The organism is Actinomycetospora endophytica (genome assembly GCF_021026375.1).
In the GTDB taxonomy this organism is placed as follows: Bacteria; Actinomycetota; Actinomycetes; order Mycobacteriales; family Pseudonocardiaceae; genus Actinomycetospora; species Actinomycetospora endophytica.
In genome coordinates, this window is record NZ_JAJNDB010000007.1 from 303,719 (window position 1) to 328,532 (window position 24,814).

Here is a 24,814-nt window from a genome sequence, read left to right on the forward strand (position 1 = left end):
AGCAGGGATGTCCCAGGGAGCGGGTGTAGCTTGCGGGCGTGTCCGATCAGTGGGACGGCCGGGGCCTGCCTCCGGTCGCCGCCGAGCGGGTGCGTCGTGCCGCGTCGGGCGGTCCGTGGACCTCGATGCTGACCGTGCCCTCGGCCGCCGGGCTCTCGGCCACCGAGTTCGAGCCGGTCGGCGAGGTGATGGGCTCGATCGTCGAGAACATCGGCTGGCGTGGGTACGGCGGCTGCGGGGCGTGGGGCGGCGGGTTCGGCGGCCCGTTGGGCCCGATGACCCCGGTGCCCGCCTTCGCGCCCTACGTCGACGCGTTGCGCCACGGCTACGACACCGCGCTGCACCGCATGCAGCTCGAGGCCTCCGGGATCGGCGCGGACGGCGTCGTCGGGGTGACCCTCGCCGCGACGCCGTTCGACCAGGGCAGCCGCGAGTTCACCGCGCTCGGCACCGCCGTCCGGTCCCGCCGTGCGCACGACCGCCCGCCGCGGCCGTTCTGCACCGAGCTGGCCGGTCAGGACGTGGCGAAGCTCCTCGGGGCGGGCTGGCTGCCGGTCAGCATCGCCTACGGGATCGCGATGCTCGTCCGCCACGACGACATGCGGACGCGCAACCAGGTGTCCTGGATGGGCGGGAACACCGAGGTCACCGGTTACACCCAGCTCGTGACGGCGGCCCGCGCCCAGGCCCGCAAGGACTTCGCCGGGCGCATCCGGGCGATCGGCGCCGAGGGCGCGATCGTCTCCGCGATGGGCGTGGGCATGCACGAGATCGAACCGTCCGAGAACCACCGCGACCACATCGCCGAGGCCACCGTCTTCGGCAACGCCCTGCTCGCCGTCGACCATCCGACGACCCCCGCGACCACGTCGTCGTTGACGTTCCTGCCCCTGCGCCCCACCCGGGAGACCTCGTGACCGAGTCCGACGCACCCACCGCGACGGGAGTCCCGTCCGACGCCATGCGCCGGCTGGCCCACATGCGGCCCGGCCAGGCGACGAGCATGTTCACCTCGGACCTCTCGGTGAACGAGTTCCTGCTGGTGCGCGAGGCCGGGTTCCGGCCGTTGGGGCTGGTCCTGGGCTCGAGCATCTACCACGTGGGCTTCCAGGTGGGCCGCTGGGGGAAGAACCAGGAGCTCGACACGCTCTCGCAGGCGATGTACCACGCCCGCGAGCTCGCGATGACCCGCATGGAGGCCGAGGCCGACCAGCTCGGCGCCGACGGGATCGTCGGGGTGCGGCTCGACATCGAGTTCAAGGAGTTCGGCAACGATCTCGCCGAGTTCATCGCCGTCGGGACCGCGGTCTCGGCGGAGAGCGCGCCGCCGGAGGGCGGGTCCTGGCGCAACGTCCACCGTCAGCCCTTCACCTCCGACCTCTCCGGGCAGGACTTCTGGACGCTGATCCAGGCCGGATACGCCCCGCTCGGCATGGTGATGGGCACCTGCGTCTACCACATCGCGCACCAGGGGATGTTCCGCGCGATGAGCAACATCGGGCAGAACGTCGAGCTGCCGCAGTACACCGAGGGGCTCTACGACGCCCGCGAGCTCGCCATGAGCCGCATGCAGGCCGAGGCCGAGGCGCTGCACGCCGAGGGCATCGTCGGGGTCCGGTTGCGGGCGCACGGTCACCGCTGGGGCGGGCACACGACGGAGTTCTTCGCGATCGGCACCGCGGTCCGCCCGCTGCGCGCCGACCACCACATCCCGACCCCGCAGCTCGTGCTGCCGCTGACGGACGGGTGAGGGTATGACGACGGGTCCCGACGACGGGGGTGGCGCCTTGGAGCCGCGCGCGTCCGGTGCGGGCGGGGTGGAGCCGACCGGCCTCGGTCCGATGGCCGACGTGGCCGTGCTCGCCCAGGCGCTGCGCACCGACCGCGCCGACGTCGCCTCCTACGCCCGGGTGCTCTCCGGTGCCCTCGGGGATGCGCTCCCACCGGGGACCGTGCAGGTCGGCTACCGGCGGGGACTGTCCGACCGGCTCGCTGGGCGGGAGGGCCGCGCCGAGTCGGTACTGGTCCACGGCGAGGGCCGCGACCTGGAACTGCGGGCCGAGGGCGAGCGGGTGCACGCCGAGGTCCGGCGGGTGTCGGGCGGGGTCGTGATCAGCCGGCGCCGGGTCGACGTCGAGCAGTGGCTGCAGGCGCTGGCCGAGGACCTGTCCGCGATCGCCGCGCGTGACGCCTCGGCCCGGCAGGCGTTCGAGCGGTGGCTTCGCATGTGAACAGATGTGGTCGCCCTGGCGACCACATTCGTTCACATGCGCGTCAGCGCGTTCGGCGCGTCCCGCCGCCACACCAGCCGGTGCTCGACGAGCAGCGGCTCCCCGGCGAGCGGCCGCACGACCACCCCGGGCGGCACCCCACCCGCGAGTGAGCGCCGCTGGGTGATCCCGAACGCCACGCCGGAGACCACCAGCGGCACCAGCCGGTCGAGGCGCAGCGCCTCGTGGGTCGCGACGACGTCGGCGCCCCGCTCGCGCAGACCGGTGACGAAGCGGTCGTGCAGCCACGGGTTCACCGAGCGGGGCACGACGGCGAGGGGGCGTCCGGAGAGGGCGGTCGGGTCGAGTTCTGCGTGGTCGGCCAGCGGGTCGTCCGCGGCCAGCACGATCACCGCCTCCTCGCGCCCGACGAGCGCCGAGGCCAGCTCCGCCGACAGCTCCGGCTCCCACGCCCACCCGGCGTCGAGTCGTCCCTCGACGAGCGCGGTCAGCTGCTCGGGGCTCGACATCGGCACCGGGACGACGTGCACCGGCGGCACGGCCGCGGCGGCCCGCGTGAACAGGTCGGTGCCCAGGTCCTCGGCGTACCCGACGCGGAGCTCGGCGTGCCCCGTCGCGGCGTCCCTCGCACGACGCGCGGCCGCGATCGTCGCGCGCGCCTCGGGCAGGAACGCCTCACCCGCTGTCGTGAGCTCCACCCGACGGCTGGTGCGGCCGAACAACGGGGCGCCGAGCTCGCGCTCGAGGCGCCGGATCTGTTCGCTCACCGACTGCTGGCGCACGTGCATCCGGGCCGCGGCCCGCCCGAAGTGGCGCTCCTCGGCCACCGCGATCACGTACTCCAGCTGACGCAGCTCCACCCGCGCTCCTTCGCTGACAGTGATTGACAGGCTCAGCCTGTCACAGCGTGGCGGAGACGGTCGTTGATCACGGGGCGTCCGGGGCGCGCAATGGACTCATGAAGACATGGTTCGTCACCGGCGCGTCCCGCGGCTTCGGGCGCGAGCTCACCGAGCAGCTCCTGGCCCGCGGGGATCGCGTCGCCGCCACCCTGCGACGCCCCGAGCAGCTCGACGACCTCGCCACGACCCACGGCGACCGGCTCTGGCGCGCGGCTCTCGACGTCACCGGCACCGACCGGCTCCACGCCGTCGTCGACGCCGCCTTCACCGAGCTCGGCCGGATCGACGTCGTCGTCTCCAACGCCGGCTCCGGGACGTTCGGGGCGGCGGAGGAGCTCACCGACGCGCAGGTCGAGGACATGCTCGCCGTCAACCTGACCGCGTCGATCCACCTCGCCCGATTCGCCGTTCCGCACCTGCGTGAGCAGGGCGGCGGGCTGCTCATGCAGGTCTCGAGCATGGGTGGGCAGATGTCGTTCCCGGCGTTCTCGCTCTACCACGCGTCGAAGTGGGGCATCGAGGGCTTCTACGAGGCGCTCGCGCCGGAGGTCGCGCCGTTCGGGATCCGGACCGTGCTCGTCGAGCCGGGGATGATCCGCACCTCCTTCTTCGACGCCGCCCAGCACGCCGACGAGCTCCCGGCCTACGAGCACCTGCACGGCCCGCGGATCTCCGTCGCGGACATGCCGGGCGACCAGGGCCGCGTCGTCGCCGCCATGATCGAGGCGGGGGAGCGGCCGGACCCGCCCCGGCGGTTGGTGCTCGGCTCCGACGCCCACCGGCTGATCACCGAGGCGCTGCGGGAGCGGTCGGCCGAGGTGGCGGCCCAGCGCGACACGGCGCCCCGGACCGACCTCGTCCCGGGAGAGGTGACTGGTGGGCCCGACGGCGCCCGCGCCACGATGTGCGCATGAGCGAGCAGCCCGATCTCACCGCGCCGTCCCCCGCGGACGGCCCGACGACGCCGGGCTCGCCCGCGGTCCCGGAGTCCACGACGACGCGCCCGGTGGAGCGGGAGACCGATCGGCTGCCGGGTGGGACGGCGGGTGCGGGTGAGCTCTCGGACCCGACGTCGGGTGCGGTGGACCCGACGTCGGGCGCCGCTCCGACCCGCACGAGCACCGCCCCTCGGTCCGGGCCGGGCGTGACCCGGATCGGCGGCGCCTGGGTCGGGCTGATCGTCGGCGCCGTGCTCCTCATCTTCCTGCTGATCTTCGTCCTGCAGAACCTCGGGCCGGCCCGGGTCTACTTCCTGGGCTGGCAGGCGGAGCTGCCGCTCGGCATCTGGTTGCTGTTCGCGGCGATCGCCGGAGTGCTGCTCCTCGCGATCCCGGGACTGGCCCGCATGCTCCAGTGGCGACGGGCCTCGAAGGGCGGCAGAGCGCGACGGTGAGGGCAGGATGAGGGCGTGACCTCTCGCCTCGCCCTCGCCGGAGAACCGCTGCCGCTGGTCGGGCGTGCCCGCGCCTACGTCTGCGGCATCACCCCCTACGACACCACCCACCTCGGCCACGCCTCGACCTTCGTGTGGGCCGACGTCGCGACCCGGGTGCTGCGCCGCATCGGCATCGAGGTCGAGACCTGCCGCAACATCACCGACGTCGACGACGTCCTCGACGCCGCCGCCGAGCGGGCCGGCCGACGGTTCGACAGCTTCGCCGCGGTCGGACAGTTCCGGTTCGACCGCGACATGGCCGCGCTCGGCGTCCGCCCGCCCACCCACCAGCCCCGGGCGCACAACCACGTCGCCGACGTCGTCCGCCTCGCCGCCGCCCTGCTCGAGCGCGGTGTCGCCTACGAGCGCGACGGCGAGATCCTGCTGCGGGCCTCGGCGGTGGGTCTCGACGTCGTCGCGACCGATCCCGACGCGTCCGAGGTCCCCGTCTCCGCCCGGGCCGAGGACCCGCACGACCCGACCGTCTGGCGGCCCGCCACCGCCGGCGAGGCCGCCTGGCCGAGCCCGTGGGGCGACGGGCGCCCGGGCTGGCACGCCGAGTGCGCCGCGATGGCGCTCTCGGTGCTCGGCCCCGCCGTCGACCTGCACGTGGGCGGGGCGGACCTGCGCCACCCGCACCACCGGTGCATGGCCGCGATGGCCGAGGCCGTCACCGGGGTGCATCCGTTCGCGCGGGCCCGGCTGCACGTCGGGACGGTGCGCGTGGACGGCGCCAAGATGGCCAAGTCGGCGGGCAACCTCGTCCTCGTCGCCGACCTCCTCGAGACCCACCCGGCCGCCGCGGTGCGCCTCCTGCTGCTCGATCGGCCGTGGGCGCAGGCCTGGGACATCGCCCCGGGGGCGCTCGACGCCGCCGCCGGTCGCCTCGAGCGGCTGTTCGCCGCGGCCGCGCGGCACGTCGACGGGGACGCGGCCGCGGACGCCGTCGTCGCCGCCCTCCTCGACGACCTCGACGTCCCGTCCGCCCTCGCGATCGCCGAGAGCGAGGGCGGTGAAGCGGCGCGAACGGCACTGTCCGTGCTCGGATTGGCCTGAATCGCCTCTGTTACGCGTGATGCGCCTGTGACACGCGGGCCGGATGTGCTGAATTCCCGGCGCTCGCTGCCTACGGTGTGCCCGGGGTGCGGCCGTCCGCCGCCCCGGGGGAGGCGGAGGTGGGCGTGATGCGCTGGGGCGGGCCGGACGAGGTGACCCTGAAGCCGCCGGAGCGGTACGTGGCGGCGAAGGGGGATGAGCTCCCATCCGCGGCACCGGAGGAATCCGGCTCGACGATGGTCGCGGAGGCGCCGACCGAGGCCCCGGAGCCGCGCCGCTCGCCGGAGAACGAGCCCGACGACGAGGGCGAGTCGCCGTCGGGTGCGTCGGCGTCCGGTGCGACGGGGGTGTCGGCGTCGGGTGAGGCGGCAGCGGCTCGGGCCGCGTCGGCGGCGGACCCGGCTCCGGCCTCGGACGATGCCCCGGCACCGGAGCGCCCCTCCGGCGCGTCCGCGCGCCCGGTCCCCCCGCGAGGCTCGACCGGACCCGCCCGCCCGTCGGAGGACGCGCGCCGCCCCGGCGAGGGCCGCCGCATGCCCTGGAGCCGACGCCCGTCGTCGGCGAAGCGGACCGAGAACGGCGCTCCGCCCGGTGGGCCGCCGGCGTCGCGCGCCGACGCCGAACGACCCCCGATGCTCGGCGTCCCACCCTGGCGGACCGGCGACCCGTCGGCCGACGACCGCCGGACTCCTCCGCCCGCGGAAGCGACGACGGCACGGACGACGACGCCCGACCCGTCACCGGACGTCCCGGCCGAGGGCAGCCCGGCGACGGCCACCGAGGGACGGGGCTCAGCGGTCGGCGGGGCGGAGGGCTCGTCGACGACGGTGGCCGATGGTCAGGACTCCACGGCTGGTCCGGCGGCGGCTGCCGGCGCGGCCGCGGTGGGTGCGGCGGCCGTCGGAGCGGCGATCGCCTCGTCGCGGACGTCGCCGAAGGACGAGACGGCGCCGACCGAGCGGGACGCCGCGTCCAGGGCTCCGTCGCCGGTCAAGCGCTCCGGTCCGTCGGCGCCTCGACGCGAGGACGCGGCGGGCGCGCCCACCGAACCGGACACCGTGCGCACCGGGACACCTGCGGTGCAGCCTCCGGGCTCGCCGAGCGAGGCGAGGTCCGAGGATGATGGCGCAACCGAGTCATCGCGACTCGGTTCCGCACCAGGACTTCCGACCACGGCGGAGAAGCCGGCGCGCTCGAACGGGGTGTCGGCGAGCAGCGCACCCCCGGCCGAGCGGCGCGGCAAGTCGCCCGAACCGCCGACGCCCACCGAGCCGGACACCGTGCGCTCCGGGACACCTGCGGTGCAGCCTTCGGGCTCGCCGAGCGAGGCGAGGTCCGAGGGTGATGGCGCAACCGAGTCATCGCGACTCGGTTCCGCACCAGGACTTCCGACCACGGCGGAGAAGACCGGCCGCGCGAACGGCACCGGGGCGGCGGTCGCGGGCGCCGCTGCGGCCGGCGTGGGTGCGGCCGCAGCGGCGAAGACCACGGCTCCGACGGCATCGGCACCGACCGAGCCGACGACGCGGAACGGGCAGTGGCCGGACCGCGCGAAGACCGCGTCCCTGCGCCCCTCGACCGCATCCGCCCCGCCGGGGAAGGAGAAGAAGTCCCGGCGCTACGTCGAGCTCACGACAGGTGCCGCCGCGGCGACGGGGGCCGTGGCGGCGGCGCCGGAGAAGGAGCGGACGAGATCGCCGGCGGGAGTTTCCACCCGGACCCGCGCCGGCGAGGACACCACCTCCACCACCGCGAAGGTCGCCGAGCCGGCCGAGGCGGAGCGCACCGACACCATCGTCCCGGTCACCGATCCTGCGGAGGCGGAGCGGACGGACACGATCGTCCCGGTCGCGGACCCTGCGGAGGCGGAGCGGACGGACAGGATCGTCCCGGTCGCCGACCCGGAGACCGACCCCGAGGCCGCACCGGAGACGCCGCCGCGGCCCGGGATCGTGCGGGACCGGCGCCGTCGTCGTCGGGTGCTCTTCGCGTTCCTGCTGGCGGCGTTCATCCTGGCGGTGTTCCTGGGGCTGGTCGCGCTGATCTCCGACCACGCCGCATCGTCGGCGCCGCCTCCCCGCGCGGCGGCGACCCCGGCGATCACCGTCCCGGCCGCTCCACCCACGCCACCACCGATCCCGCAGCTGCCCCGGGGTGGCACGACGATCTTCCCGAACTACCGGGTCGTCGCCTACTACGGCACCGCGGACTCGGACCGGCTCGGCGTCCTCGGGGCGGGCACCCCCGAGCAGGCGGCGACGAAGCTCGAGCAGGCGGCGGCGCCGTTCGCGTCCGCCGGGCGCACGGTGCAGCCGGCGATGGAGCTGATCGTCGGGGTCGCGGACGGGGGCCCCGGCCCGGACGGCGACTACCACCACGACATCGACCAGAACGCCGCCCGCCAGTACCTCGCGGCGGCACGGGCGCACAAGCAGCTGATGATCATCGACATCCAGCCCGGGCGCACCGACTTCATGACCGCGGTCCGGCCGTGGGCGGATCTGCTCAAGGAGCCGGACGTCAGCCTCGCGCTCGACCCGGAGTGGCGGATGCCGCCGGGGCAGGTGCCGGGCCAGCAGATCGGCACCGTGTCCGCCGACGAGATCAACCAGGTCTCGACGTGGCTCGCGGGCATGGTCGCGGCCGACAACCTCCCGCAGAAGCTGTTCGTGGTGCACCAGTTCACCTCGAACATGATCACCAACCCGGAGCGCCTGGCGACGCCGCCGCAGCTCGCCGTCGTGCAGCACATCGACGGTTTCGGCGCCCCTCCGAACAAGCTCGGCAAGTACAAGGACCTCCAGCGACCGGCGCAGATGCACCTGGGCTTCAAGCTCTTCTACACCCAGGACACCCCGATGCTCTCCCCGCAGCAGGCGCTCGCGCTGGCCCCCGCGCCGGACCTCGTCACCTACCATTAGCCGCGGTCGCGACGGCCCCGTCCGCCGGGTGCGGGCCGCGCGGAAACGGGTTCGTGCACCGTCGCTAGGCTCGGGACATGGCACGAGGCGTCACCCGCATGTCCGATCTGTTCCTGCGCACCCTGCGCGAGGATCCGGCCGACGCCGAGGTGCCCAGCCACCGGCTGCTGGTGCGGGCGGGCTACGTGCGCCGGGTGGCGCCCGGGATCTACTCCTGGCTGCCGCTGGGCATGCGGGTGCTGCGCAACATCGAGCGCATCGTCCGCGAGGAGATGGACGCGATCGGCGGCCAGGAGGTGCACTTCCCGGCCCTGCTGCCCAAGGAGCCCTACGAGGCCACCGGTCGCTGGACCGAGTACGGCGACGCGCTCTTCCGCCTCAAGGACCGCAAGAAGGCGGACTACCTCCTCGGGCCCACGCACGAGGAACTGTTCACGCTGATGGTGAAGGGGGAGACGTCGTCGTACCGGGACTTCCCGGTGACGCTCTACCAGATCCAGACCAAGTACCGGGACGAGGAGCGGCCGCGCGCGGGCATCCTGCGCGGGCGCGAGTTCGTCATGAAGGACTCGTACTCGTTCGATCTCTCGGACGAGGGGCTGGCCGAGTCCTACGCGGCGCACCGCCTCGCCTACCAGCGGCTGTTCTCGCGGCTCGGCCTGGACGTCCAGATCGTCTCGGCGATGTCCGGGGCGATGGGCGGTTCGGCGTCGGAGGAGTTCCTCGCGCCGTGCGAGACCGGCGAGGACACCTACGTGCGGTGCCTGGAGTCGGGCTACGCGGCGAACGTCGAGGCGGTGACGACGCCCGCGCCGCCGGAGCAGTCGATCGCCGACAAGCCCGAGGCCGTCGTCTACGACACCCCGGACACCCCGACGATCGACACGCTCGTCGCGCACGTGAACACGCTCGGCCTCGGCCGGCGGTTCACCGCGGCGGACACGCTCAAGAACGTCATGGTGAAGACGAAGCTGCCCGGGAAGACCGAGTGGACGCTGCTCGGCGTCGGGGTGCCCGGCGACCGCGAGGTCGACATGAAGCGCCTCGAGGCCGCCGTCTCACCCGCCGAGGTCGCCCTGCTCGAGGACGCCGACTTCGCGGCCAACCCGTTCCTGACCAAGGGCTACATCGGTCCGGTGGGCCTCGCGAAGAACGGCGTGCGCTACCTCGTCGACCCCCGCATCGTCACCGGGACCGCCTGGGTGACCGGCGCGGACGAGCCCGGCCGCCACGTCGTCGACCTCGTCGCGGGCCGCGACTTCACCCCCGACGGCACCATCGAGGCCGCCGACGTCCGGGCCGGCGACCCGTCGCCCGACGGGGCCGGCCCGCTCGTCGCCGCCCGCGGCATCGAGATGGGCCACATCTTCCAGCTCGGCCGCAAGTACGCCGAAGCGCTCGGCCTGACCGCGCTCGGGTCGGACGGCAAGCCGGTGACGGTGACCATGGGCTCGTACGGGGTCGGGGTCTCCCGCGCGGTCGCCGCGATCTGCGAGCAGCACGCCGACGGCAAGGGCCTGGTCTGGCCCCGCGAGGTCGCGCCGTTCGAGGTCCACCTGGTGATCGCCGGCAAGGACGCCGCGCAGAGCGAGGCCGCCGAGACGATCGCGGCCGGGCTCGCCGAGGCGGGCCTCGAGGTGCTCCTCGACGACCGCAAGGCCTCGCCCGGGGTCAAGTTCGCGGACGCCGAGCTCATCGGCGTCCCGACCTCGATCACCGTCGGGCGGGGCCTCGCGAACGGCGTCGTCGAGGTCACCGAGCGGGCGACCGGCGAGCGCCGCGAGGTGCCGGTCGACGAGGTGGTCGCGGCGCTGACCGGCGGGTCCTGATCACGCCCGGCGGCGGCGCTCCATCCCGACGCTGACCGCGAACACCACGAGCCCGACGACCGGCAGCACCGCACCGATCGCGGCCGGCGCGTCGTAGCCCAGCCCCGCGGCCAGGACCGCTCCGCCGAGCGCGGCGCCCAGGGCGTTCGCGACGTTGAACGCGGAGTGGAAGCTCGCCGCCGCGAGCGACGGCCCCTCCGCGGCGAAGTCGATCAGCCGGCCCATCAGCGCCGGCCCGGCGGACATCCCGACGAAGCCCAGCGCGAACAGCCCGATCGTCGCCGAGACCACGTGGTGGGCGCCGGACACGAAGCCGACGAGCACCGCCGAGTAGACGATGAGCGCCACCGCGATCGTCACCCGCGGGGCGCGCTCCGCGAAGCGCCCACCGGCGATGTTGCCGATCGTCATGCCGACGCCGAGCGCGCCGAGCAGCAGCGGCACCAGCGTCGTCGAGACCCCGGCCTGGGTGGTGAGGATCGGGCTGATGTAGCTGTAGACCGCGAACAACCCGCCGAAGCCCGCGGCGATGACGCCGAGAGTCAGCCAGACCTGCGGGCGGGTGAGCGCGGTGAGCTCGCCGCGCAGGCTGCCGCCGCGGTCGCCGGCCGGACTGGGTACGAGCGTCGTCACGGCCAGCACGGTGATCAGCGCGATAGCGGTGACGGCGACGTAGGCGCTGCGCCAGCCGAAGGTGTCGCCCAGCCACGTGGCCGCGGGGACGCCGACGATGTTCGCGACGGTCAGCCCGAGCATCACGGTGGCCAGTGCGCGGGCGCGCTTCTCCGGCGGGACCAGCGCGGAGCCGAGCACCGCCGCGGTGCCGAAGTAGGCCCCGTGGGGCAGGCCGGCGAGGAAGCGCAGACCCACGAACGGCAGGAACGCCGGCGCGAGCGCCGAGAGCGCGTTGAAGACGACGAGCATGACGGCGAGCGCGACCACCAGCCGCTTGCGGGGCCAGCGCGCGCCCACGAGCGCGATCAGCGGCGCGCCGACGACGACGCCGAGCGCGTAGGCGCTGATCGCCGCACCCGCCGTCGGGACGGAGACCCCGAGGTCGGACGCGAAGCCGGGCAGCACGCCCATGCTCGCGAACTCGGTGGTGCCGATCGCGAGCCCGCCGAGCGAGAGCGCGGCCAGGCTGACCCCGGCGGGGACGCGCCCGCCGAGCGGCGTGCGGGTGGTCGTCGACCCCGACGTGCTCGTCGTGGGGGACTCGACGGATGTGCTCACTGCAGGGGCCTCCGGGGGCAGGCTCGAGAGGGGGTCAGAACAGGTCGGTGAGGGCGGCGAGGGGAACGTCGGCGGTGATGCCCTTGAGGCCGGCGACCGTGGCTCCGGCCGCGCGGCCGGCGGCGGCGCCGGTCGGGGTGTCCTCGACGACGAGGCAGTCGCCCGGGTCGACGCCGAGGCGGGCGGCGGCGAGGCGGTAGCCCTCGGGATCCGGCTTGCCCGCGACGACGGCGCCGCGGTCGATCACCACCGAGGCGTGGATGCCCGCGGCGCCCAGCCGGATCGCGGCCAGCCGGGCGTCCGCGCTGGTCACGACGGCCCACGGGCGGCCGGTGCGGTCGAGCTCGGCGACGAGCGCGAGGGCGCCCGGCGTGGCGACGACGCCGTCGAGGTCGTGGTACTCGCGCTCGAGCTGGGCCTGTGCGGCCGCCTCGACCGCGGCCGCGTCGAGGTCGGGGCGCATCCGGGCGACGGTGTCCGCGGCGGGATGGCCCGGCATCACGGCGATCACCTGCTCGGCGTCGACGCCGTACTCCCGCGCCCACGTCCGCCAGGACCGCTCGACGGCGCCGTCCGAATCCACCAGGGTGCCGTCCATGTCGAACAGCACCGCGGCGAACGCCTCGACCGTGGGGCGATCGCTCGTGCGGGTCATGGCCGGTCCCCTCCCCACGCTTTTCCTCGCCATCCGAGCATAATGAGGACGTGGGCATCGTGGGAAGCGGCGAGAGCAGCGAACGCTGTGAGCCGTATCGCGCCCGGGTCGACCGGTGGCGCACCAGCGCGAGTGTGCTCGACGAGGTCCGCCGCTCACCCGGGCTGACGCGCGTCGAGCTCGCGACGCGGCTGAACCTGTCCAGCGCGACCACGACCGAGACCGTCGCCCGCCTGCGCGAGTCCGGCTGGCTCTGTGAGGACCGCGCGCCGATCAGCGGGCGCGGCCGCCCGACGACGTGCCTGCGTCCGGCTCCGGACGGCCCCCGCGTCCTCGCGCTCGACCTGCGCCACGAGGATTGGCGCCTCGCCGTCGCGGGTCTCGACGGGGTCCCGACGGTGCTGTGCTCCGGTCGGCGCGGCGACGACCTCACCGAGCAGCTGCGTCGCGCGATCGGCGCCGCCGCTCCCGCAGCTCCCGGGACGAACGACTCGTTCGTGGCGTCTACGGGCACGAACGAGTCGTTCGTCCCGAACGGGAGCGGTGGACGACCACCCCTCGCGCTCGGCCTCGCCGTCCCCGCGCCGCTGTCCGACGACGTGTTCGTCCGCGCCACCGAGCTCGACTGGGCCCCGATCGCCGCCGATCTCGTCGCCGGCCCGGACCACCCCGAGATCCCCGTGCTGCCCGGCAACGACGCGACCCTGGCCGGGCTCGCCGAGGCCCGCACCGGCGCGGCCGTCGGGGCGGGGACGGCGCTGTCGCTGACGGTGGAGGTCGGGATCGGCGGGACGTTGCTCCTCGACGGACGCCCGCAGCTCGGCGCGCACGGGGCCGCGGGGGAGTTCGGGCACCTGCCGTTCGGCGACCCGGCGATCCCCTGCGCGTGCGGGGCCTGGGGCTGCTGGGCGCCGGAGCTCGACGGCCGGGCGCTCGCCCGCCACCTCGGCGTCGACCCGCCCGCCGACCCCCGCACCTTCGCCACCGAGATCCTCGACCGGGCGGACGCCGGCGACGAGGCTGCGCTGGCCGCTGTCGCTCGCGTCGCCGCGGCGCTCGGCCGGGGGGTGGCCGGGCTGGTGAACGCGCACGACCCGGAGGTCGTCGTCCTCGGCGGCCTCGCCCCGCGGCTGCGCGGCCCGGCGTTCGACGAGGCCTACGAGCGCGGCCTCATGGCGTTCCGCCGGGCCGACCCGACCCCGGTCCTCGACGGCGTCCACGGCGACGACGCGCCGCTCGACGGTGCGGTCGCGCTCGCCCTCGACGACGTGACGAGCGCGGAGGGACTGGCGCGCGCCATCGGCTGACAAGCTGAGCCATGCGCGCCACGCCCCAACCTGGGCCCGTCATGATCATCAGCACGCGACGCAGGTCGTTCCGGCTTGCGGGATGGTGCCCACCGTGGATGGGGCCGTCGACCCCCACATGATCACGAGTACCTCAGCCAGGCCCACGTCGCTCTAGACATGCGCCATGTGCTGATGATCAACAGTTCGGGGCCGGGGCGCCCGCTCGGCGTAGCCACCTGGCGGTGGTGCCGGACCGCACGTCCGGCCTACCGTCGCTGCGTGGTGCGCGAGCGGGATCTCGACGCCGCGCGCGCTCGCTTCCTGCGCGGCGGCCGGTCGGCGCTCGTGCCCGACGAGGTGCGGGCCGAGGTGCTCGCGTCGTGGGAGCGCAGCGGCGGGGTCGACGGCGGCCCGGCGCCCTTCGTCGGCCACCACGACGGCGGCCCGCTGCTCGCCGCGGCCGACGCCGTGCTGGGCGCCTTCGTCACCGACAACCCCGACGCCGGGTGCTCGGTCGGCCTGGTCTCCGACGACGGCACGCTGCGCATCCGCCACGACACCGCCACCGCGCCCGTCGAACTGCTCGACGCCGCCTGGTGGGTCCCGGGCCACCGCCACGACGAGCGCTCGGTCGGGACGACCGCCGCTGCGCTCACCCGGCAGACCCGTCGGGCGGTGCTCGTCGAGGGCCCCGAGCACCTCCATCCGGCGCTGCGGGTCCTGCGCGACGCCGCCGCGCCGGTGACGCGCGGGCCGCACCGGGCCGCCGTCGTCGTCGTGACCCATGCCGCCGAGCAGGGCGGGACGCCGCTGGCGCTGGCCCGGACGCTCGCCCGGGGCGTGACCGAGCACGACGAGCGGGCACGGCAGCGGCGGGTGCTGGCGATGCACGACGCGACGGCGGCTCTGCGCGCCGACGGCGTGCCGTGGGTGCTGGCCGCGGGGGGTGACGACCTCTGGGTCGGCCGCGGGGTGCAGGCGCTGCCGCCGCCCGACCAGCAGTCGCTGCACGACCTGCTCACCGCCAGCGTGCTCCTCGACGAGACCGGCGCGGCCCGCCACCTGGACCTGCCGTCGGGACTGTGCGCGGAGGTCCGCATCCGCGAGGTCGTGGGCGAGGCGGGGGAGGTCGTCGGTGCGGTCCTGGGCGGGACGCCGGTCGAGACGCACGTCGGGGCCGGTCAGGGCTCGTCGGCGGCCCGGGAGGCCCGCCGTCGTCAGGGCTCGCACGTGGCGCCGACGGTCCGGCGGGACTTCGCCGCCGACCTGCACCGACGCCCGTCCCGGGAAGCCTCCGAGGAGGCGCGGCTGCGGGCGAACCAGGAGCTCTTCAGCCCCTACGTCCGGGCCCGCCGCGATGTCACCGCGACGCTCGCGCACCGTCGTCACCTGCTGTTGGTGGGAGAGACCGGGGTCGGGAAGCGGACGCTGGCCCGGGAGCGGTTCGGCCACCTGTTCCCGGCCGGCACGTCGACGGCGGTCGACTGCTCGGCGCTCGGGGAGCACGCGGGTCCCGACGACGACCGGCTCGTCGGCGAGGTCGGCGGTGAGGTCCACCTGGTGCTGCTCGACCAGGTCCACGCGCTCACCCCGCGCAGCGCCCGGCGTCTCGACGAGGCGCTGCGGCCGCACACGGCGCTACCGGGTCGCGTGGTCGTCGTCGGGTGCCTCGACAGCGCGTCCGTCGACGCCGGCCGGCCCTACGGGCTGCTGCTGCGCCACTTCCACGAGACCGTGCGGGTGCCGGCGCTGCGCCACCGGACCGACGAGCTCGCCGAGATCGCCCGGTCGGTGCTGCGCTCGACGAGCGGGGCGCGGTCGTTGCGGCTGTCGCACCAGGTGGTGCGGGTGCTCGAGGGCTACTCGTGGCCGGGCAACATCGCCGAGCTCGAGGACGTGCTGCGCTACGTGGTGGCGCGCAAGCCGGTCGGGGTGGTGCAGGCGCCCGACCTCCCGGCGTTCTGCTTCACCAGCGCCCCGCGGCTGACGATGCTCGAGACCGCCCAGGCCGACGCGATCATCCACGCGCTCTACGAGACCCGCGGGAACCGGTACAAGGCCGCCGCGCTGCTGGGCATCGCCCGGTCGTCGCTCTACCGCAAGATCGACGCGTTCGGGATCAGCTACATCGCGTAGGTGCGCTCCGCGCTCGTGAGCAGAAATTGATGCCCAGGCGTCAATTTCTGCTCACCGGCGCGCAGCGCACCTGACCTGTCCCACGCGCGGGACAGTCGAGGGTCGGCGGCGCCGCGGGGCCGGGGCGGATCGTCTCGATATCGGACAGTCCCGCTGTGTCCTGCGCCACTAGCGTCGGTCGCGTCGCAGCGCAGCCACGGGAGGTCCCTGCCATGAAGGCCCTTGTCTACCACGGTCCCGGTTCCAAGGCGTGGGAGGACGTCCCGGACGCCCAGGTCCAGGAGCCCACCGACGTCGTCGTGAAGGTCGACACCACGACGATCTGCGGGACCGACCTGCACATCCTGCAGGGCGACGTCGCCGCGGTGACCGACGGCCGGATCCTCGGCCACGAGGCGGTCGGGACGATCACCGCGGTCGGCGACGCGGTCCGCGGCTTCTCGGTCGGCGACCGCGTCCTGGTACCGGCGATCACCAAGTGCGGCCGGTGCGAGTACTGCCAGCGCGGGATGCCGTCGCACTGCCAGACCGTCGGCGGCATCGGCTGGATCTTCGGCCACCTGATCGACGGCACCCAGGCCGAGCTCGTCCGCGTGCCCTACGCCGACACCTCGCTCTACGCCGTCCCGGAGTCGGTCAGCGACGAGCAGGCGATCTTCCTCGCCGACTCGCTGCCGACCGGCTACGAGGTCGGGGTCCTCGCCGGCGGGGTCCGGCCCGGCAACACGGTCGCGGTCGTCGGCGCCGGCGCGGTCGGCCTCTCGGCGGTCCTCACGACGGGGCTGTGGGGCGCCTCGAAGGTCATCGCGGTCGACTCCAACAAGTTCCGCCTGGAGCGGGCGCTCGAGTTCGGCGCGACGGACGCGATCGAGGTCGGTCCCGGCACCGTCTCCGACGTCGTGAGCCTGACCGACGGTCTCGGCGTCGACGTGGCGATCGAGGCGGTCGGCTACCCGGAGACGCTGCTGACGGCGGCGTCGCTCGTGCGGCCCGGCGGGACGATCGCGAACATCGGTGTCCACGGCACGCCGGTCGAGATCCCGATGCAGGACATGTGGATCGCGAACGTCAAGCTGACGATGGGCCTGGTCGACACGGTGTCCATCCCGACGCTGCTCAAGATGGTCGCGAGCGGACGCATCCCCGCCGAGAAGATGGGGACGCACAAGTTCCACTTCGACCAGTTCGACGAGGCCTACGACGTCTTCGGCAACGCGGCGGCGAACCTCGCGCTGAAGGTCGTCATCACGCCCTGAGCCCCTCGCGGGTTCATCATGACGGGCACGTCACGCAGGTCCGGAGCGCTCGGAACCTGCGTGGCGTGCCCATCGTCGTCCGGGGAGCTCTTACCCGGCGACGGCAGGCGTGCGCAGGTCCGCCGCCGGGAACGGCGGCAGTTCGTCCACCCGCAGCGACGCCCGGCCGGCCAGCCGCCAGGCCCGGGCGACGACGTCGGCGTCCTCGTCGGTGACCAGGTTCCCCATCACCCGCAGCGCCACCGTCATCAGCGCCCGTGAGCGCATCCCGACCGGGCCGGCCAGCGGGAGCAGCCGCGGCGTCGTCAGCAGCTTGGCCAGCCGCCGCGCGATGGAGAAGGCCGACCCGTACTGCCGGCGCAGCGTCGCGGGCCAGGCGACCGAGAGATCGTCGCCGGATTCCAGCAGGTCCACGACCGTCCGACCGGTCTCCAGCCCGTAGTCGATGCCCTCGCCGTTGAGCGGGTTCACGCAGCCGGCCGCGTCGCCGACGAGCGCCCAGTTGCGCCCCGCGACGTGCGAGACCGCGCCGCCCATCGGCAGCAGCGCCGACGCGACGTCGCGGACCTCGCCGTCGAGCTGCCAGTCCTCGCGGCGCTGCTCGGCGTAGTGCGCGATCAACGAGCGCAGGCGGATGTTGGCCGGCCGGGCCTCGGTCGCGAGGGTCCCGACCCCGATGTTGACGTTGCCGTCGTGCAGCGGGAACACCCACCCGTAGCCGGAGAGCACCTCGTCCTCGGTGCCCCGCAGCTCCAGGTGCGAGGAGATCCACTCGTCGTCGTGTCGCCCGGAGCGGACGTAGCCGCGGGCGGCCACCCCGTAGGCGGTGTCGCGGTGCCAGACGCGCCCGAGCACGCGGCCCAGCGTCGAGCGGGCCCCGTCGGCGACGACGAGGTGACGGCAGGCGATCGTCGTCGGGCCGTCCGGACCGTCGAACACGACGCCGCCGACCCGGTCGCCGTCCCGTTCGACGTCGACCGCGCGGGCCCCCTCGACCGGGACCGCGCCGCGCTCGAGCGCGGCGGCGCGGATGCGGGCGTCGAGCTCGGTGCGCGCGACGGCGCCGCCGTGCCCGGGCAGCGATCCACCCGGCCAGGGCAGCTCCAGCAGCTGGCCGAAGCCGGCCGCGCGCAGCCCGCGGTTCACGCCGCGCCCGCGGACCCACTCGCCCAGGCCCAGGTGCTGCAGTTCGGCGATCGCCCGCGGGGTGAGGCCGTCGCCGCAGGCCTTGTCGCGGGGGAAGACGGCGGCGTCGGCGAGGACGACGTCGTGCCCGGCCTCGGCGGCCCGGGCCGCGGCGGCCGACCCGGCGGGGCCGGCGCCGACGACGAGGACGTCGGTGCGCGTCGGGATGCTCACGGTGCCCAGGATGCCCGCTGCGATCAGCCGGCGAGCAGGCTGAGACGGATGCGACGGTTCGGGTTGTCGCCGTTGGTGTCGACGAGGCACACCGACTGCCAGGTGCCGAGCGTCATCCGGCCGCCGATCACGGGGACCGAGAGCGACGGGCTGATCAGGGCCGGCAGGACGTGGTCGCGGCCGTGGCCGGCGGAGCCGTGGCGGTGGCCCCAGCGGTCGTCGGCGGGCAGCAGTTCGCGGAGCTGGCGCAGCAGGTCGGTGTCGCTGCCCGCGCCGGTCTCGATCACGGCGATGCCCGCGGTGGCGTGCGGGACGAAGACGTGCAGCAGGCCGTCGCCGGCGTCCGCGTCGGAGAGGAAGCGCTCGCACTCGCGGGTGATGTCGCGGACGGCCTCGTCATCACCGGTCCGGATCTCGATCTCCTCGCTGCGCATCGGTCTCGAGCCTACGGGTCGTGGCGGTGCGTCAGAATCGCCCGGCTCGTCGTGTCAGCGATGGTCCGTTGCTGACGACAGACGTCAGCAACGGACCATCGCTGACAGCTCGACCAGGCCCGCCCGCAACCGAGAGGACGTCGCCATGACCGGTCACGCCGGAGTCGCCGTGGTCACCGGAGCCGGGCGCGGCATCGGGGCCGGGATCGCCCGGGCCCTGTCGGCGCGCGGCCACCACGTGGTCGTCACCGACGTGGACGGCGACACCGCCCGCGCGACCGCCGACTCCCTCGACGGCCCCGCCACCGCCATGCCCCTCGACGTTCGCGACCCAGCCGCCCACCGCGCGGTCGCCCGCGCCGCCGCGGACCTCGGCGACGTCACCGTGTGGGTCAACAACGCGGGCGTCCTCTCGACCGCGTCGGTCTGGGAGTCCACGGATGCCGAGGTCACGTCGACCATCGAGATCAACACCCTCGGGCTGGTGCACGGCTGCCGCGCCGCGGTCGACGTCATGCGCCGCGGCGACATCCTCAACGTGGTGTCGCTCTCCGGCCTGGGCCCGACCCCGGGTCTCGCGATCTACGGGGCCAGCAAGGCGGCCGCCCTGTCGTACTCGCAGGCGCTGCACATCGAGCTGGGCGCCGCGCGGCGCCCGATCCGGGTGCGGGCGCTGTGCCCCGACGCCGTGAGCACCGACCTGCTGCACGCCGTCGCCGACCGCCCGAGCTCGGCCCTGCTCTTCACCGGGCCCCGGGTGCTGGGGGTCGACGAGGTCGTCGCCGGCGCCATGGACCTGCTCTCCTCGCGACGGCAGCTGAAGGTCCTGCCCGCCTGGCGTGGCTGGCTCACCCGGACACAGTCCGTACTCCCGGCCGCCTCCCGCACCCTGACCCCGATCGTCGCCCGCATCGGCGAACGGCGCCGGCCCGTCCGGTGACCGGCCGACGACGCCGGGGGTCGTGACGTCGCCGTGATCTCACGGGCTACGGTGAGCGCCGGTCGTCGTCCCCCGATCGTGGAGGCCGGATGCTCCTCGTCGCCCCGGATCCCCGCCTGGGGATCTCTCCGGAGCGCATCAGTCGTGTCCGCACCCTGCTCGACGGGCTGCCCACCGCACCGGGCGTCGCGGTCGCGCTCCCGGGCGGACCCGACGGCGAGCTGGACGCGCTGGTGCTGCGTCCCGACGGCGTCCTGGGTCTCGTCCCGGCGCCGTCGTCGCGTCGGGACCCGGTGGGCGTCGGGGTCACGACGGCTGGTGCGGACGGCGGCGCGGGCGCCGGCCCGCAGGAGCTCGCCGCGGCCGAGATCGACCGCCTGCTGGCGCTGGCCGAGCCGACCCCGACCGCCCCGCGCCAGGTCGTCCCCATCGTCGACCGCCATGCGCCGGCCACCTCGCGCCACGAGGACCCGGAGCGCACCGACGAGGACACCGGCGTCGGCGTCGCGACCGCCGCGCGCCTCGTCCTGACCGCCTCCGCCGGGCCGAGCGTCCTCGACGCCGGCGAGGTGCGCCGCCTCTTCGCCGCCTGGCGCCTCGCCGAGTTCGTCCCGGACGCCGCCGACCTGCACACCGCCGGATTCCCGGGCGAGCTCGCGGACGGCGGCCGGGACCGGTCCGGCGTCGTGGGGTCGGGGTCGTCGTCCGGTGCCGGCTCGTCGGGGTCCTCGTCGTCCGGGCCGCGCTCGGTGCCGCCCGGGATCGCTCCGGCCAGCTCGGCGCCGGCAGGGTTCGCGTCGTTCGGGTCCCCGACCTCCGGGCCGTCGGGTGCTCCGACGTCGTCCGGCCCCGGCCGGTCCGCTCCCGGCCCGTCCGCCGGCCCGACGTCGTCCGGCTCGAACCCGGCCGTCGGCGGCGCCGGCCCGACGTCGTCCGGCCCCGGCGTGTCGGGCTCCGCCGTCCCGGCCGTCGTCCCGGCCGCGCGCTCCGCGGGTGCGTCGAGTCCCGGAGGTGCGCCCGCGGGACCGCCGCGTACCGGGGTCCTGCCCGTCGGCCCCGACGGGTTCCCCGAGGACGAGGCGGCACCCCGACCTTCGACCTCCCCGATCCCGGCGGCCGACGACCGCGCCACGCACGCCTCCGCCGGTGCGCCCGCGACGTCCGGCACCTGGGCGACTCCCGGGCCCTGGCCGGCCGTCGACGCCGGGAGCAGACCGCGCCGCCGTCGTGGCCGCCCGACCCGGCGACCCGCCCTCACCACCTGGCTCAGCACCTGGCGGGGTCTCGCGGTCGCCGCCGTCGTGACCTTCGCGGTCGCGCTCGGCGTCGCCGTGCTCGTGGTGCGTGGCGTGTCCCCGGCGCCCGAGGACGTCGCCGCCCAGCCGGTGCGGGTGGTCGACGGGGTGTCCTGGACGCAGCGCGTCGTGGCCACCGAGCCCACCTGCGAGGGCCACGCCTACGGCCTCGCGGTGCAGTTCCTCCGCGAACGGCCCTGCACGCAGCTCGACCGGTCGCTGTGGTCCGGCGACGTCGGCGGCACCCCGATGGTGGCCTCGGTCGCCCTGGTGCGGATGCACGACGTGGCGTCGGCGACGGCGTTCAAGGCGCTCGTCGACTCGTCGGGCACCGGCAACGTCGCGGACCTGCTGCGCGAGGGTCGGGGCTTCCCCGGAGCGCCCGCCTCCCTCGGCAACGCGGGGTACGGGTCGGCCCTGCTCGGCGACTCGGTGGTGATCACCGAGACGGCCTCGGCCGGGTCCGGGTCGGTGGGGGAGAGCACGCTGGACAAGGTCGCCAAGCAGGCGCTCGGCCTGGGCTGATCCCACAAGATCGCGACGGGTGTGATGGACCGTTCGGTCCTCGCCCCCTTTCCTCACACAGAAAACGATCAAGGCCAGGATCTGCGCCGCCGGAGCGCCCCCGATTCCGGCGAGGGGCGCCCACGGCCGGATAGATCGAGCGAGGGAGCCCTTCGCTCAGAACGGGACGGGCCTCAGCGCGTCCCCGGGAACGTCGGCACCACCGGCTGGGTGCCCGACACCTGCCGCCAGCGCACGCCCACCGTCGCCGACGACACCACCGCCGCGACCCCGGATTTCCGCAGCCCCGCGTCGTCGGTCCGCTCCAGGACCGCCCGCCACGCGACCGCGCAGTCGTCCTCGGCCACCACGAGCAGCGCGGCCGCGCTCGCCGCATCGTTCACCGGCCGCGGGGTCGCGTACGCGGCAGCGGCCGCCACCGGCGCGACCTCCCCCGCCTCGCACAGCGCCACCAACGAGTCCCGCCGCTCCCGGTGCGCGAGCGCCGACTCCGAGAGCGTGCCCTGGTCCCCGGGCGCCAGGTAGGCGCTGGCCAGGCCGCACGACCACACCGCCGCGTGCTCGGCGCCGAGGGCGGCCTGGACGGCGTTGCGGGTGTCGGAGTCGTCCAGCGGACCGGCCATCAGCCCAGCACCTCCGCGTACCCGGCGCACGCGGCCGCCACGGACGCCATGAGCCCGCTGCGGTAGCGCGCGGTCCGCACGGCGAGGTCCGAGCCCGCGTCCCGCGCCGCGACCAGCGACGTCCGCAGCGCCGACGCGGCGGCCGCGGACGAGGCGGGCGGGCGTGGGGGAGTCACGGGGGCGTCGACGGCGTCGGCACGGTCCGGCCGGGCGCGGCGCACCTCGGCGGCGAGCGCGTCGGCGTGGGCGCGGCGCGCCTGCGCCACGGGGGTCACCCGCGCGGTGAGGTCGGGGAACACCTGGCCGGCCACCGTGGCCAGCGCGGCATCCGCGCGGGCCGCCGCGAGGGGGGCCTCCAGCTCGTCCGGGCCCTGGTCGGCGTTCCCGCAGGCCGCCGCGGCGGTGAGCGCCGTCCCGGTCAGCACCAGCCCGGCCGTCGCGCGCAGGACGCTGCGCCGCGACGGTGACGGGGTGGACATCGGCGCTCATCCTGCCAGCCGGACCGGGCGACGGGCCGGACGCGGGTCCGGGCCGCGCCGGTGCGGTGCGGGCTACCCTGGGAGGCCCGCGGGAGCTGTAGTCCGTGCCCCGCGGCGCCCCCAGCCCGGACTCCACCCAGCCAGGAGGACCCCCGTGTCCCGTGCGCCCGTGGGCTCACCCACCGGTGCCGCCGCCAGCGCGCTGCAACCCGTCGTCGACGACGTCGTGGCGCGCGCCGGCTTCGTGCTCGACGAACTGGACGTCCGCCCCGCCGGTCGCAGCCTCGTCGTCCGCGTCACCGTCGAATCCTCCGACGTCCCGGGGGTCGACGACGGCCCGACCGGAGGCGTCGACCTCGACGCCGTCGCCGAGCTGTCCCGCGAGGTGTCGGCCGCCGTCGACGCGCGGGAGGCCGAGGACCCGGCGGTGCGCTCCGCGCTCTCCGGCTCCTACACGCTCGAGGTCACCACCCCCGGCACCGACCGGCCGCTCACCGAGCCGCGGCACTGGGAACGCGCCTGGCTGCGCCGGGTCGCGGTCACGCTGACCGACGGCGAGACCCTCACAGGCCGGGTCGGCGGCGTCGGCACCCAGCCCGCGACGGTCACGCTCGCCGTCGGGAAGGACCTGCGCACGGTGCCCCTCGCCGACGTCACCCGCGCGGCGGTCGAGGTCGAGTTCAAGCCCGCGCCCGAGGCCGAGGTCGAGGCGCTGCGGGCGGCACGGCGGGAGGCGGAGCAGTGAAGGTCGACCTGATGGCCCTGCGCGCGATCGAGCGTGACAAGGACATCTCCTTCGAGAGCGTCGTCACCGCCATCGAGTCCGCGCTCCTCTCGGCCTACCGCCAGACCGGACGCGAGACGCCGGGCGCCCGCGCCGAGGTCGACCGCGACAGCGGTGAGATCCGCGTGCTGGTCCCCGAGCTCTCCGACGACGGCGAGCCGCTCGGCGAGGTCGACGACACCCCCGCCGGCTTCGACCGCATCGCCGCGTCGACCGCCCGCCAGGTCGTCGTCGCGCGGCTGCGCGACGCGGAGAACGACCGCAACTACGGCGAGTACGCCACCCGCGAGGGCGAGGTCGTCGCCGGGGTCGTGCAGCGCGACGCCCGCGCGAACGCCCGCGGCGTCGTCGTCGTGGACATCGGCTCGATCGAGGGCGTCATCCCGTCCGCCGAGCAGGTCCCGGGCGAGAAGCTGGAACACGGCGAGCGGGTCCGGTGTTACGTCATCGGCGTGACGCGGACGCCGCGCGGCACGGCGGTGACCCTCTCGCGCACGCACCCCAACCTGGTGCGCAAGCTCTTCGCGTTCGAGGTCCCCGAGATCGCCAGCGACGCGGTCGAGATCACCGCGATCGCCCGCGAGGCCGGGTACCGGTCCAAGATCGCGGTCCGCTCGAACGTGGCCGGTCTGAACGCCAAGGGCGCCTGCATCGGCCCGATGGGCGCGCGGGTGCGGGGCGTCATGGACGAGCTGCACGGCGAGAAGATCGACATCATCGACCACTCGGACGACCCGGCCGAGTTCGTCGGCAACGCGCTCTCGCCCTCGAAGGTCGTCTCGGTCGAGGTGGTCGACGAACGGGCGCGCGCCGCCCGCGTCGTCGTCCCCGACTACCAGCTCTCGCTGGCGATCGGGAAGGAAGGACAGAACGCCCGTCTGGCCGCACGTCTGACCGGATGGCGGATCGACATCCGGTCCGACGCCGAGCCGGGTCAGGCCGAGCCGGATCTCGTGGCGCCCTGACCGGGATCGATCCTCCTCCGCCCTCCGGTTCGGACCACGTCGAGCGGCGGGGGCGGGGCGCGGTAGAGTTACCCATGGCCCGGACCCGCCCGGTCCCCCATGAGGTTCCACCGATCGAAGGACCGGTGCGCACCTGTGTGGGGTGCCGAACGCGGGGGCCGGCGTCGGAACTGCTGCGAGTGGTGGCCGTGGACGGGGCATGCGAACCCGACCCACGGCGTCGCAAGCCGGGGCGGGGAGCCTGGATGCATCCCGCCTCCGACTGTCTGCACCGCGCGGAGCGCCGGAAGGCGTTCTCCCGGGCGCTACGCGTCCCGGGGTCGCTCGACACCGGGGCGCTGCACGCACTGCTCGAGGTGGACCCGCCGCCGTCCGACGCGGGTGCAGGTTCCGACGGCCCCGCCGGAACCGGAGAACAAGGAAGCAGGTCGACCCCCGATGAGCCAGCCGTGAAGCACTCGCGATGA

25 protein-coding genes are annotated in these 24,814 nt (G+C 75.1%); 16 read left to right on the forward strand and 9 right to left on the reverse strand.

What is annotated here, in order from left to right; genetic code table 11:
* Positions 1-38: 38 nt before the first annotated feature.
* From LQ327_RS27755 to LQ327_RS27765, 3 genes are read left to right on the forward strand one after another with little or no spacing between them, the layout of a single operon-like run.
* Positions 39-917 (forward strand): heavy metal-binding domain-containing protein, encoded by an 879-nt coding sequence (locus tag LQ327_RS27755; protein ID WP_230739047.1) that lies wholly within the window; start codon positions 39-41, stop codon positions 915-917.
* Entirely contained in the window at positions 914-1,750 is an 837-nt protein-coding gene (locus LQ327_RS27760) for a heavy metal-binding domain-containing protein (protein ID WP_230739048.1), read from the forward strand. The genes LQ327_RS27755 and LQ327_RS27760 overlap by 4 nt, the downstream gene beginning before the upstream one ends.
* A gap of 4 nt (positions 1,751-1,754) precedes the next feature.
* Positions 1,755-2,231 carry a hypothetical protein gene (locus tag LQ327_RS27765; protein WP_230739049.1) on the forward strand — a complete coding sequence of 159 codons (477 nt, stop codon included), beginning with the start codon at positions 1,755-1,757 and terminating at the stop codon, positions 2,229-2,231.
* A 32-nt stretch (positions 2,232-2,263) separates the two neighbouring features.
* Here LQ327_RS27765 and LQ327_RS27770 read toward each other — a convergent pair whose 3' ends face one another.
* A complete protein-coding gene (locus tag LQ327_RS27770) occupies positions 2,264-3,091 on the reverse strand; it encodes a LysR family transcriptional regulator (RefSeq protein ID WP_308286390.1) in 828 nt (275 codons plus the stop codon).
* A gap of 98 nt (positions 3,092-3,189) precedes the next feature.
* Between LQ327_RS27770 and LQ327_RS27780 the strand changes: the two genes are divergently transcribed.
* Genes LQ327_RS27780 through LQ327_RS27790 form a run of 3 tightly spaced genes read left to right on the forward strand, consistent with a single transcriptional unit; the run spans position 3,190 to position 5,624 of the window.
* Entirely contained in the window at positions 3,190-4,047 is an 858-nt protein-coding gene (locus LQ327_RS27780; RefSeq protein WP_230739050.1) for an SDR family oxidoreductase, read from the forward strand.
* Positions 4,044-4,526 carry a LapA family protein gene (locus LQ327_RS27785; protein ID WP_230739051.1) on the forward strand — a complete coding sequence of 161 codons (483 nt, stop codon included), beginning with the start codon at positions 4,044-4,046 and terminating at the stop codon, positions 4,524-4,526. The genes LQ327_RS27780 and LQ327_RS27785 overlap by 4 nt, the downstream gene beginning before the upstream one ends.
* A 15-nt stretch (positions 4,527-4,541) precedes the next feature.
* Entirely contained in the window at positions 4,542-5,624 is a 1,083-nt protein-coding gene (locus LQ327_RS27790) for a class I tRNA ligase family protein (RefSeq protein WP_230739052.1), read from the forward strand.
* Between the two features lie 70 nt (positions 5,625-5,694).
* On the opposite strand, the gene LQ327_RS27795 is transcribed toward LQ327_RS27790, so the two are convergent.
* Positions 5,695-6,402 carry a hypothetical protein gene (locus tag LQ327_RS27795; RefSeq protein WP_230739053.1) on the reverse strand — a complete coding sequence of 236 codons (708 nt, stop codon included), beginning with the start codon at positions 6,400-6,402 and terminating at the stop codon, positions 5,695-5,697.
* A 60-nt stretch (positions 6,403-6,462) separates the two neighbouring features.
* Positions 6,463-6,690 (reverse strand): hypothetical protein, encoded by a 228-nt coding sequence (locus LQ327_RS27800; RefSeq protein ID WP_230739054.1) that lies wholly within the window; start codon positions 6,688-6,690, stop codon positions 6,463-6,465.
* Between the two features lie 394 nt (positions 6,691-7,084).
* Here LQ327_RS27800 and LQ327_RS27805 point away from each other — a divergent pair, with 394 nt between their 5' ends.
* Both LQ327_RS27805 and LQ327_RS27810 read left to right on the forward strand, forming a co-directional pair.
* Positions 7,085-8,545: a hypothetical protein gene (locus LQ327_RS27805; RefSeq protein ID WP_230739055.1), complete on the forward strand. Its 1,461-nt coding sequence runs from the start codon at positions 7,085-7,087 to the stop codon at positions 8,543-8,545.
* A gap of 77 nt (positions 8,546-8,622) precedes the next feature.
* On the forward strand, positions 8,623-10,374 hold the full coding sequence (locus LQ327_RS27810) for a proline--tRNA ligase (RefSeq protein WP_230739056.1): 1,752 nt from the start codon (positions 8,623-8,625) through the stop codon (positions 10,372-10,374).
* On the opposite strand, the gene LQ327_RS27815 is transcribed toward LQ327_RS27810, so the two are convergent.
* The gene (locus LQ327_RS27815; RefSeq protein ID WP_230739057.1) at positions 10,375-11,607 is read right to left on the reverse strand and encodes an MFS transporter; all 1,233 of its coding nucleotides are present in this window, start codon (positions 11,605-11,607) and stop codon (positions 10,375-10,377) included. It lies immediately after the preceding gene.
* 34 nt (positions 11,608-11,641) lie between these two features.
* A complete protein-coding gene (locus LQ327_RS27820; RefSeq protein WP_230739058.1) occupies positions 11,642-12,262 on the reverse strand; it encodes an HAD-IA family hydrolase in 621 nt (206 codons plus the stop codon).
* A gap of 50 nt (positions 12,263-12,312) precedes the next feature.
* Here LQ327_RS27820 and LQ327_RS35045 point away from each other — a divergent pair, with 50 nt between their 5' ends.
* The 3 genes from LQ327_RS35045 (at position 12,313) to LQ327_RS27835 (ending at position 16,943) form a co-directional block, all read left to right on the forward strand.
* Positions 12,313-13,569, forward strand: a complete 1,257-nt coding sequence (locus LQ327_RS35045; protein WP_230739059.1) for an ROK family transcriptional regulator — start codon at positions 12,313-12,315, stop codon at positions 13,567-13,569.
* Positions 13,570-13,830: 261 nt separating this feature from the next.
* Positions 13,831-15,687 (forward strand): AAA-type ATPase lid domain-containing protein, encoded by a 1,857-nt coding sequence (locus tag LQ327_RS35050; protein WP_230739060.1) that lies wholly within the window; start codon positions 13,831-13,833, stop codon positions 15,685-15,687.
* Positions 15,688-15,899: 212 nt separating this feature from the next.
* Positions 15,900-16,943 (forward strand): alcohol dehydrogenase catalytic domain-containing protein, encoded by a 1,044-nt coding sequence (locus tag LQ327_RS27835; RefSeq protein WP_230739061.1) that lies wholly within the window; start codon positions 15,900-15,902, stop codon positions 16,941-16,943.
* 90 nt (positions 16,944-17,033) lie between these two features.
* Here LQ327_RS27835 and LQ327_RS27840 read toward each other — a convergent pair whose 3' ends face one another.
* Together LQ327_RS27840 and LQ327_RS27845 are read right to left on the reverse strand one after the other, a co-directional pair.
* Positions 17,034-18,302 carry a geranylgeranyl reductase family protein gene (locus tag LQ327_RS27840; protein ID WP_230739062.1) on the reverse strand — a complete coding sequence of 423 codons (1,269 nt, stop codon included), beginning with the start codon at positions 18,300-18,302 and terminating at the stop codon, positions 17,034-17,036.
* 23 nt (positions 18,303-18,325) lie between these two features.
* Positions 18,326-18,736 (reverse strand): secondary thiamine-phosphate synthase enzyme YjbQ, encoded by a 411-nt coding sequence (locus LQ327_RS27845; protein WP_230739063.1) that lies wholly within the window; start codon positions 18,734-18,736, stop codon positions 18,326-18,328.
* Positions 18,737-18,881: 145 nt separating this feature from the next.
* On the opposite strand from LQ327_RS27845, the gene LQ327_RS27850 reads away from it, so the two are divergent.
* Positions 18,882-19,676 carry an SDR family NAD(P)-dependent oxidoreductase gene (locus LQ327_RS27850; RefSeq protein WP_230739064.1) on the forward strand — a complete coding sequence of 265 codons (795 nt, stop codon included), beginning with the start codon at positions 18,882-18,884 and terminating at the stop codon, positions 19,674-19,676.
* 89 nt (positions 19,677-19,765) lie between these two features.
* Positions 19,766-21,496: a hypothetical protein gene (locus tag LQ327_RS27855; RefSeq protein WP_230739065.1), complete on the forward strand. Its 1,731-nt coding sequence runs from the start codon at positions 19,766-19,768 to the stop codon at positions 21,494-21,496.
* A 173-nt stretch (positions 21,497-21,669) separates the two neighbouring features.
* On the opposite strand, the gene LQ327_RS27860 is transcribed toward LQ327_RS27855, so the two are convergent.
* Positions 21,670-22,119 carry a ferritin-like domain-containing protein gene (locus LQ327_RS27860; protein ID WP_230739066.1) on the reverse strand — a complete coding sequence of 150 codons (450 nt, stop codon included), beginning with the start codon at positions 22,117-22,119 and terminating at the stop codon, positions 21,670-21,672.
* A complete protein-coding gene (locus LQ327_RS27865) occupies positions 22,119-22,598 on the reverse strand; it encodes a hypothetical protein (RefSeq protein ID WP_230739067.1) in 480 nt (159 codons plus the stop codon). Before LQ327_RS27865 ends, LQ327_RS27860 begins: the two co-directional genes overlap by 1 nt.
* Before the next feature lie 154 nt (positions 22,599-22,752).
* Between LQ327_RS27865 and rimP the strand changes: the two genes are divergently transcribed.
* The 3 genes from rimP to LQ327_RS27880 all read left to right on the forward strand — a co-directional run bounded on the left by rimP (position 22,753) and on the right by LQ327_RS27880 (position 24,814).
* Positions 22,753-23,343: a ribosome maturation factor RimP gene (gene rimP / locus LQ327_RS27870; RefSeq protein WP_230739068.1), complete on the forward strand. Its 591-nt coding sequence runs from the start codon at positions 22,753-22,755 to the stop codon at positions 23,341-23,343.
* Positions 23,340-24,347, forward strand: coding sequence for a transcription termination factor NusA (gene nusA / locus LQ327_RS27875; protein WP_230739069.1), 1,008 nt, complete (start codon positions 23,340-23,342; stop codon positions 24,345-24,347). Before rimP ends, nusA begins: the two co-directional genes overlap by 4 nt.
* A 74-nt stretch (positions 24,348-24,421) precedes the next feature.
* Positions 24,422-24,814 carry a YlxR family protein gene (locus LQ327_RS27880; protein ID WP_230739070.1) on the forward strand — a complete coding sequence of 131 codons (393 nt, stop codon included), beginning with the start codon at positions 24,422-24,424 and terminating at the stop codon, positions 24,812-24,814.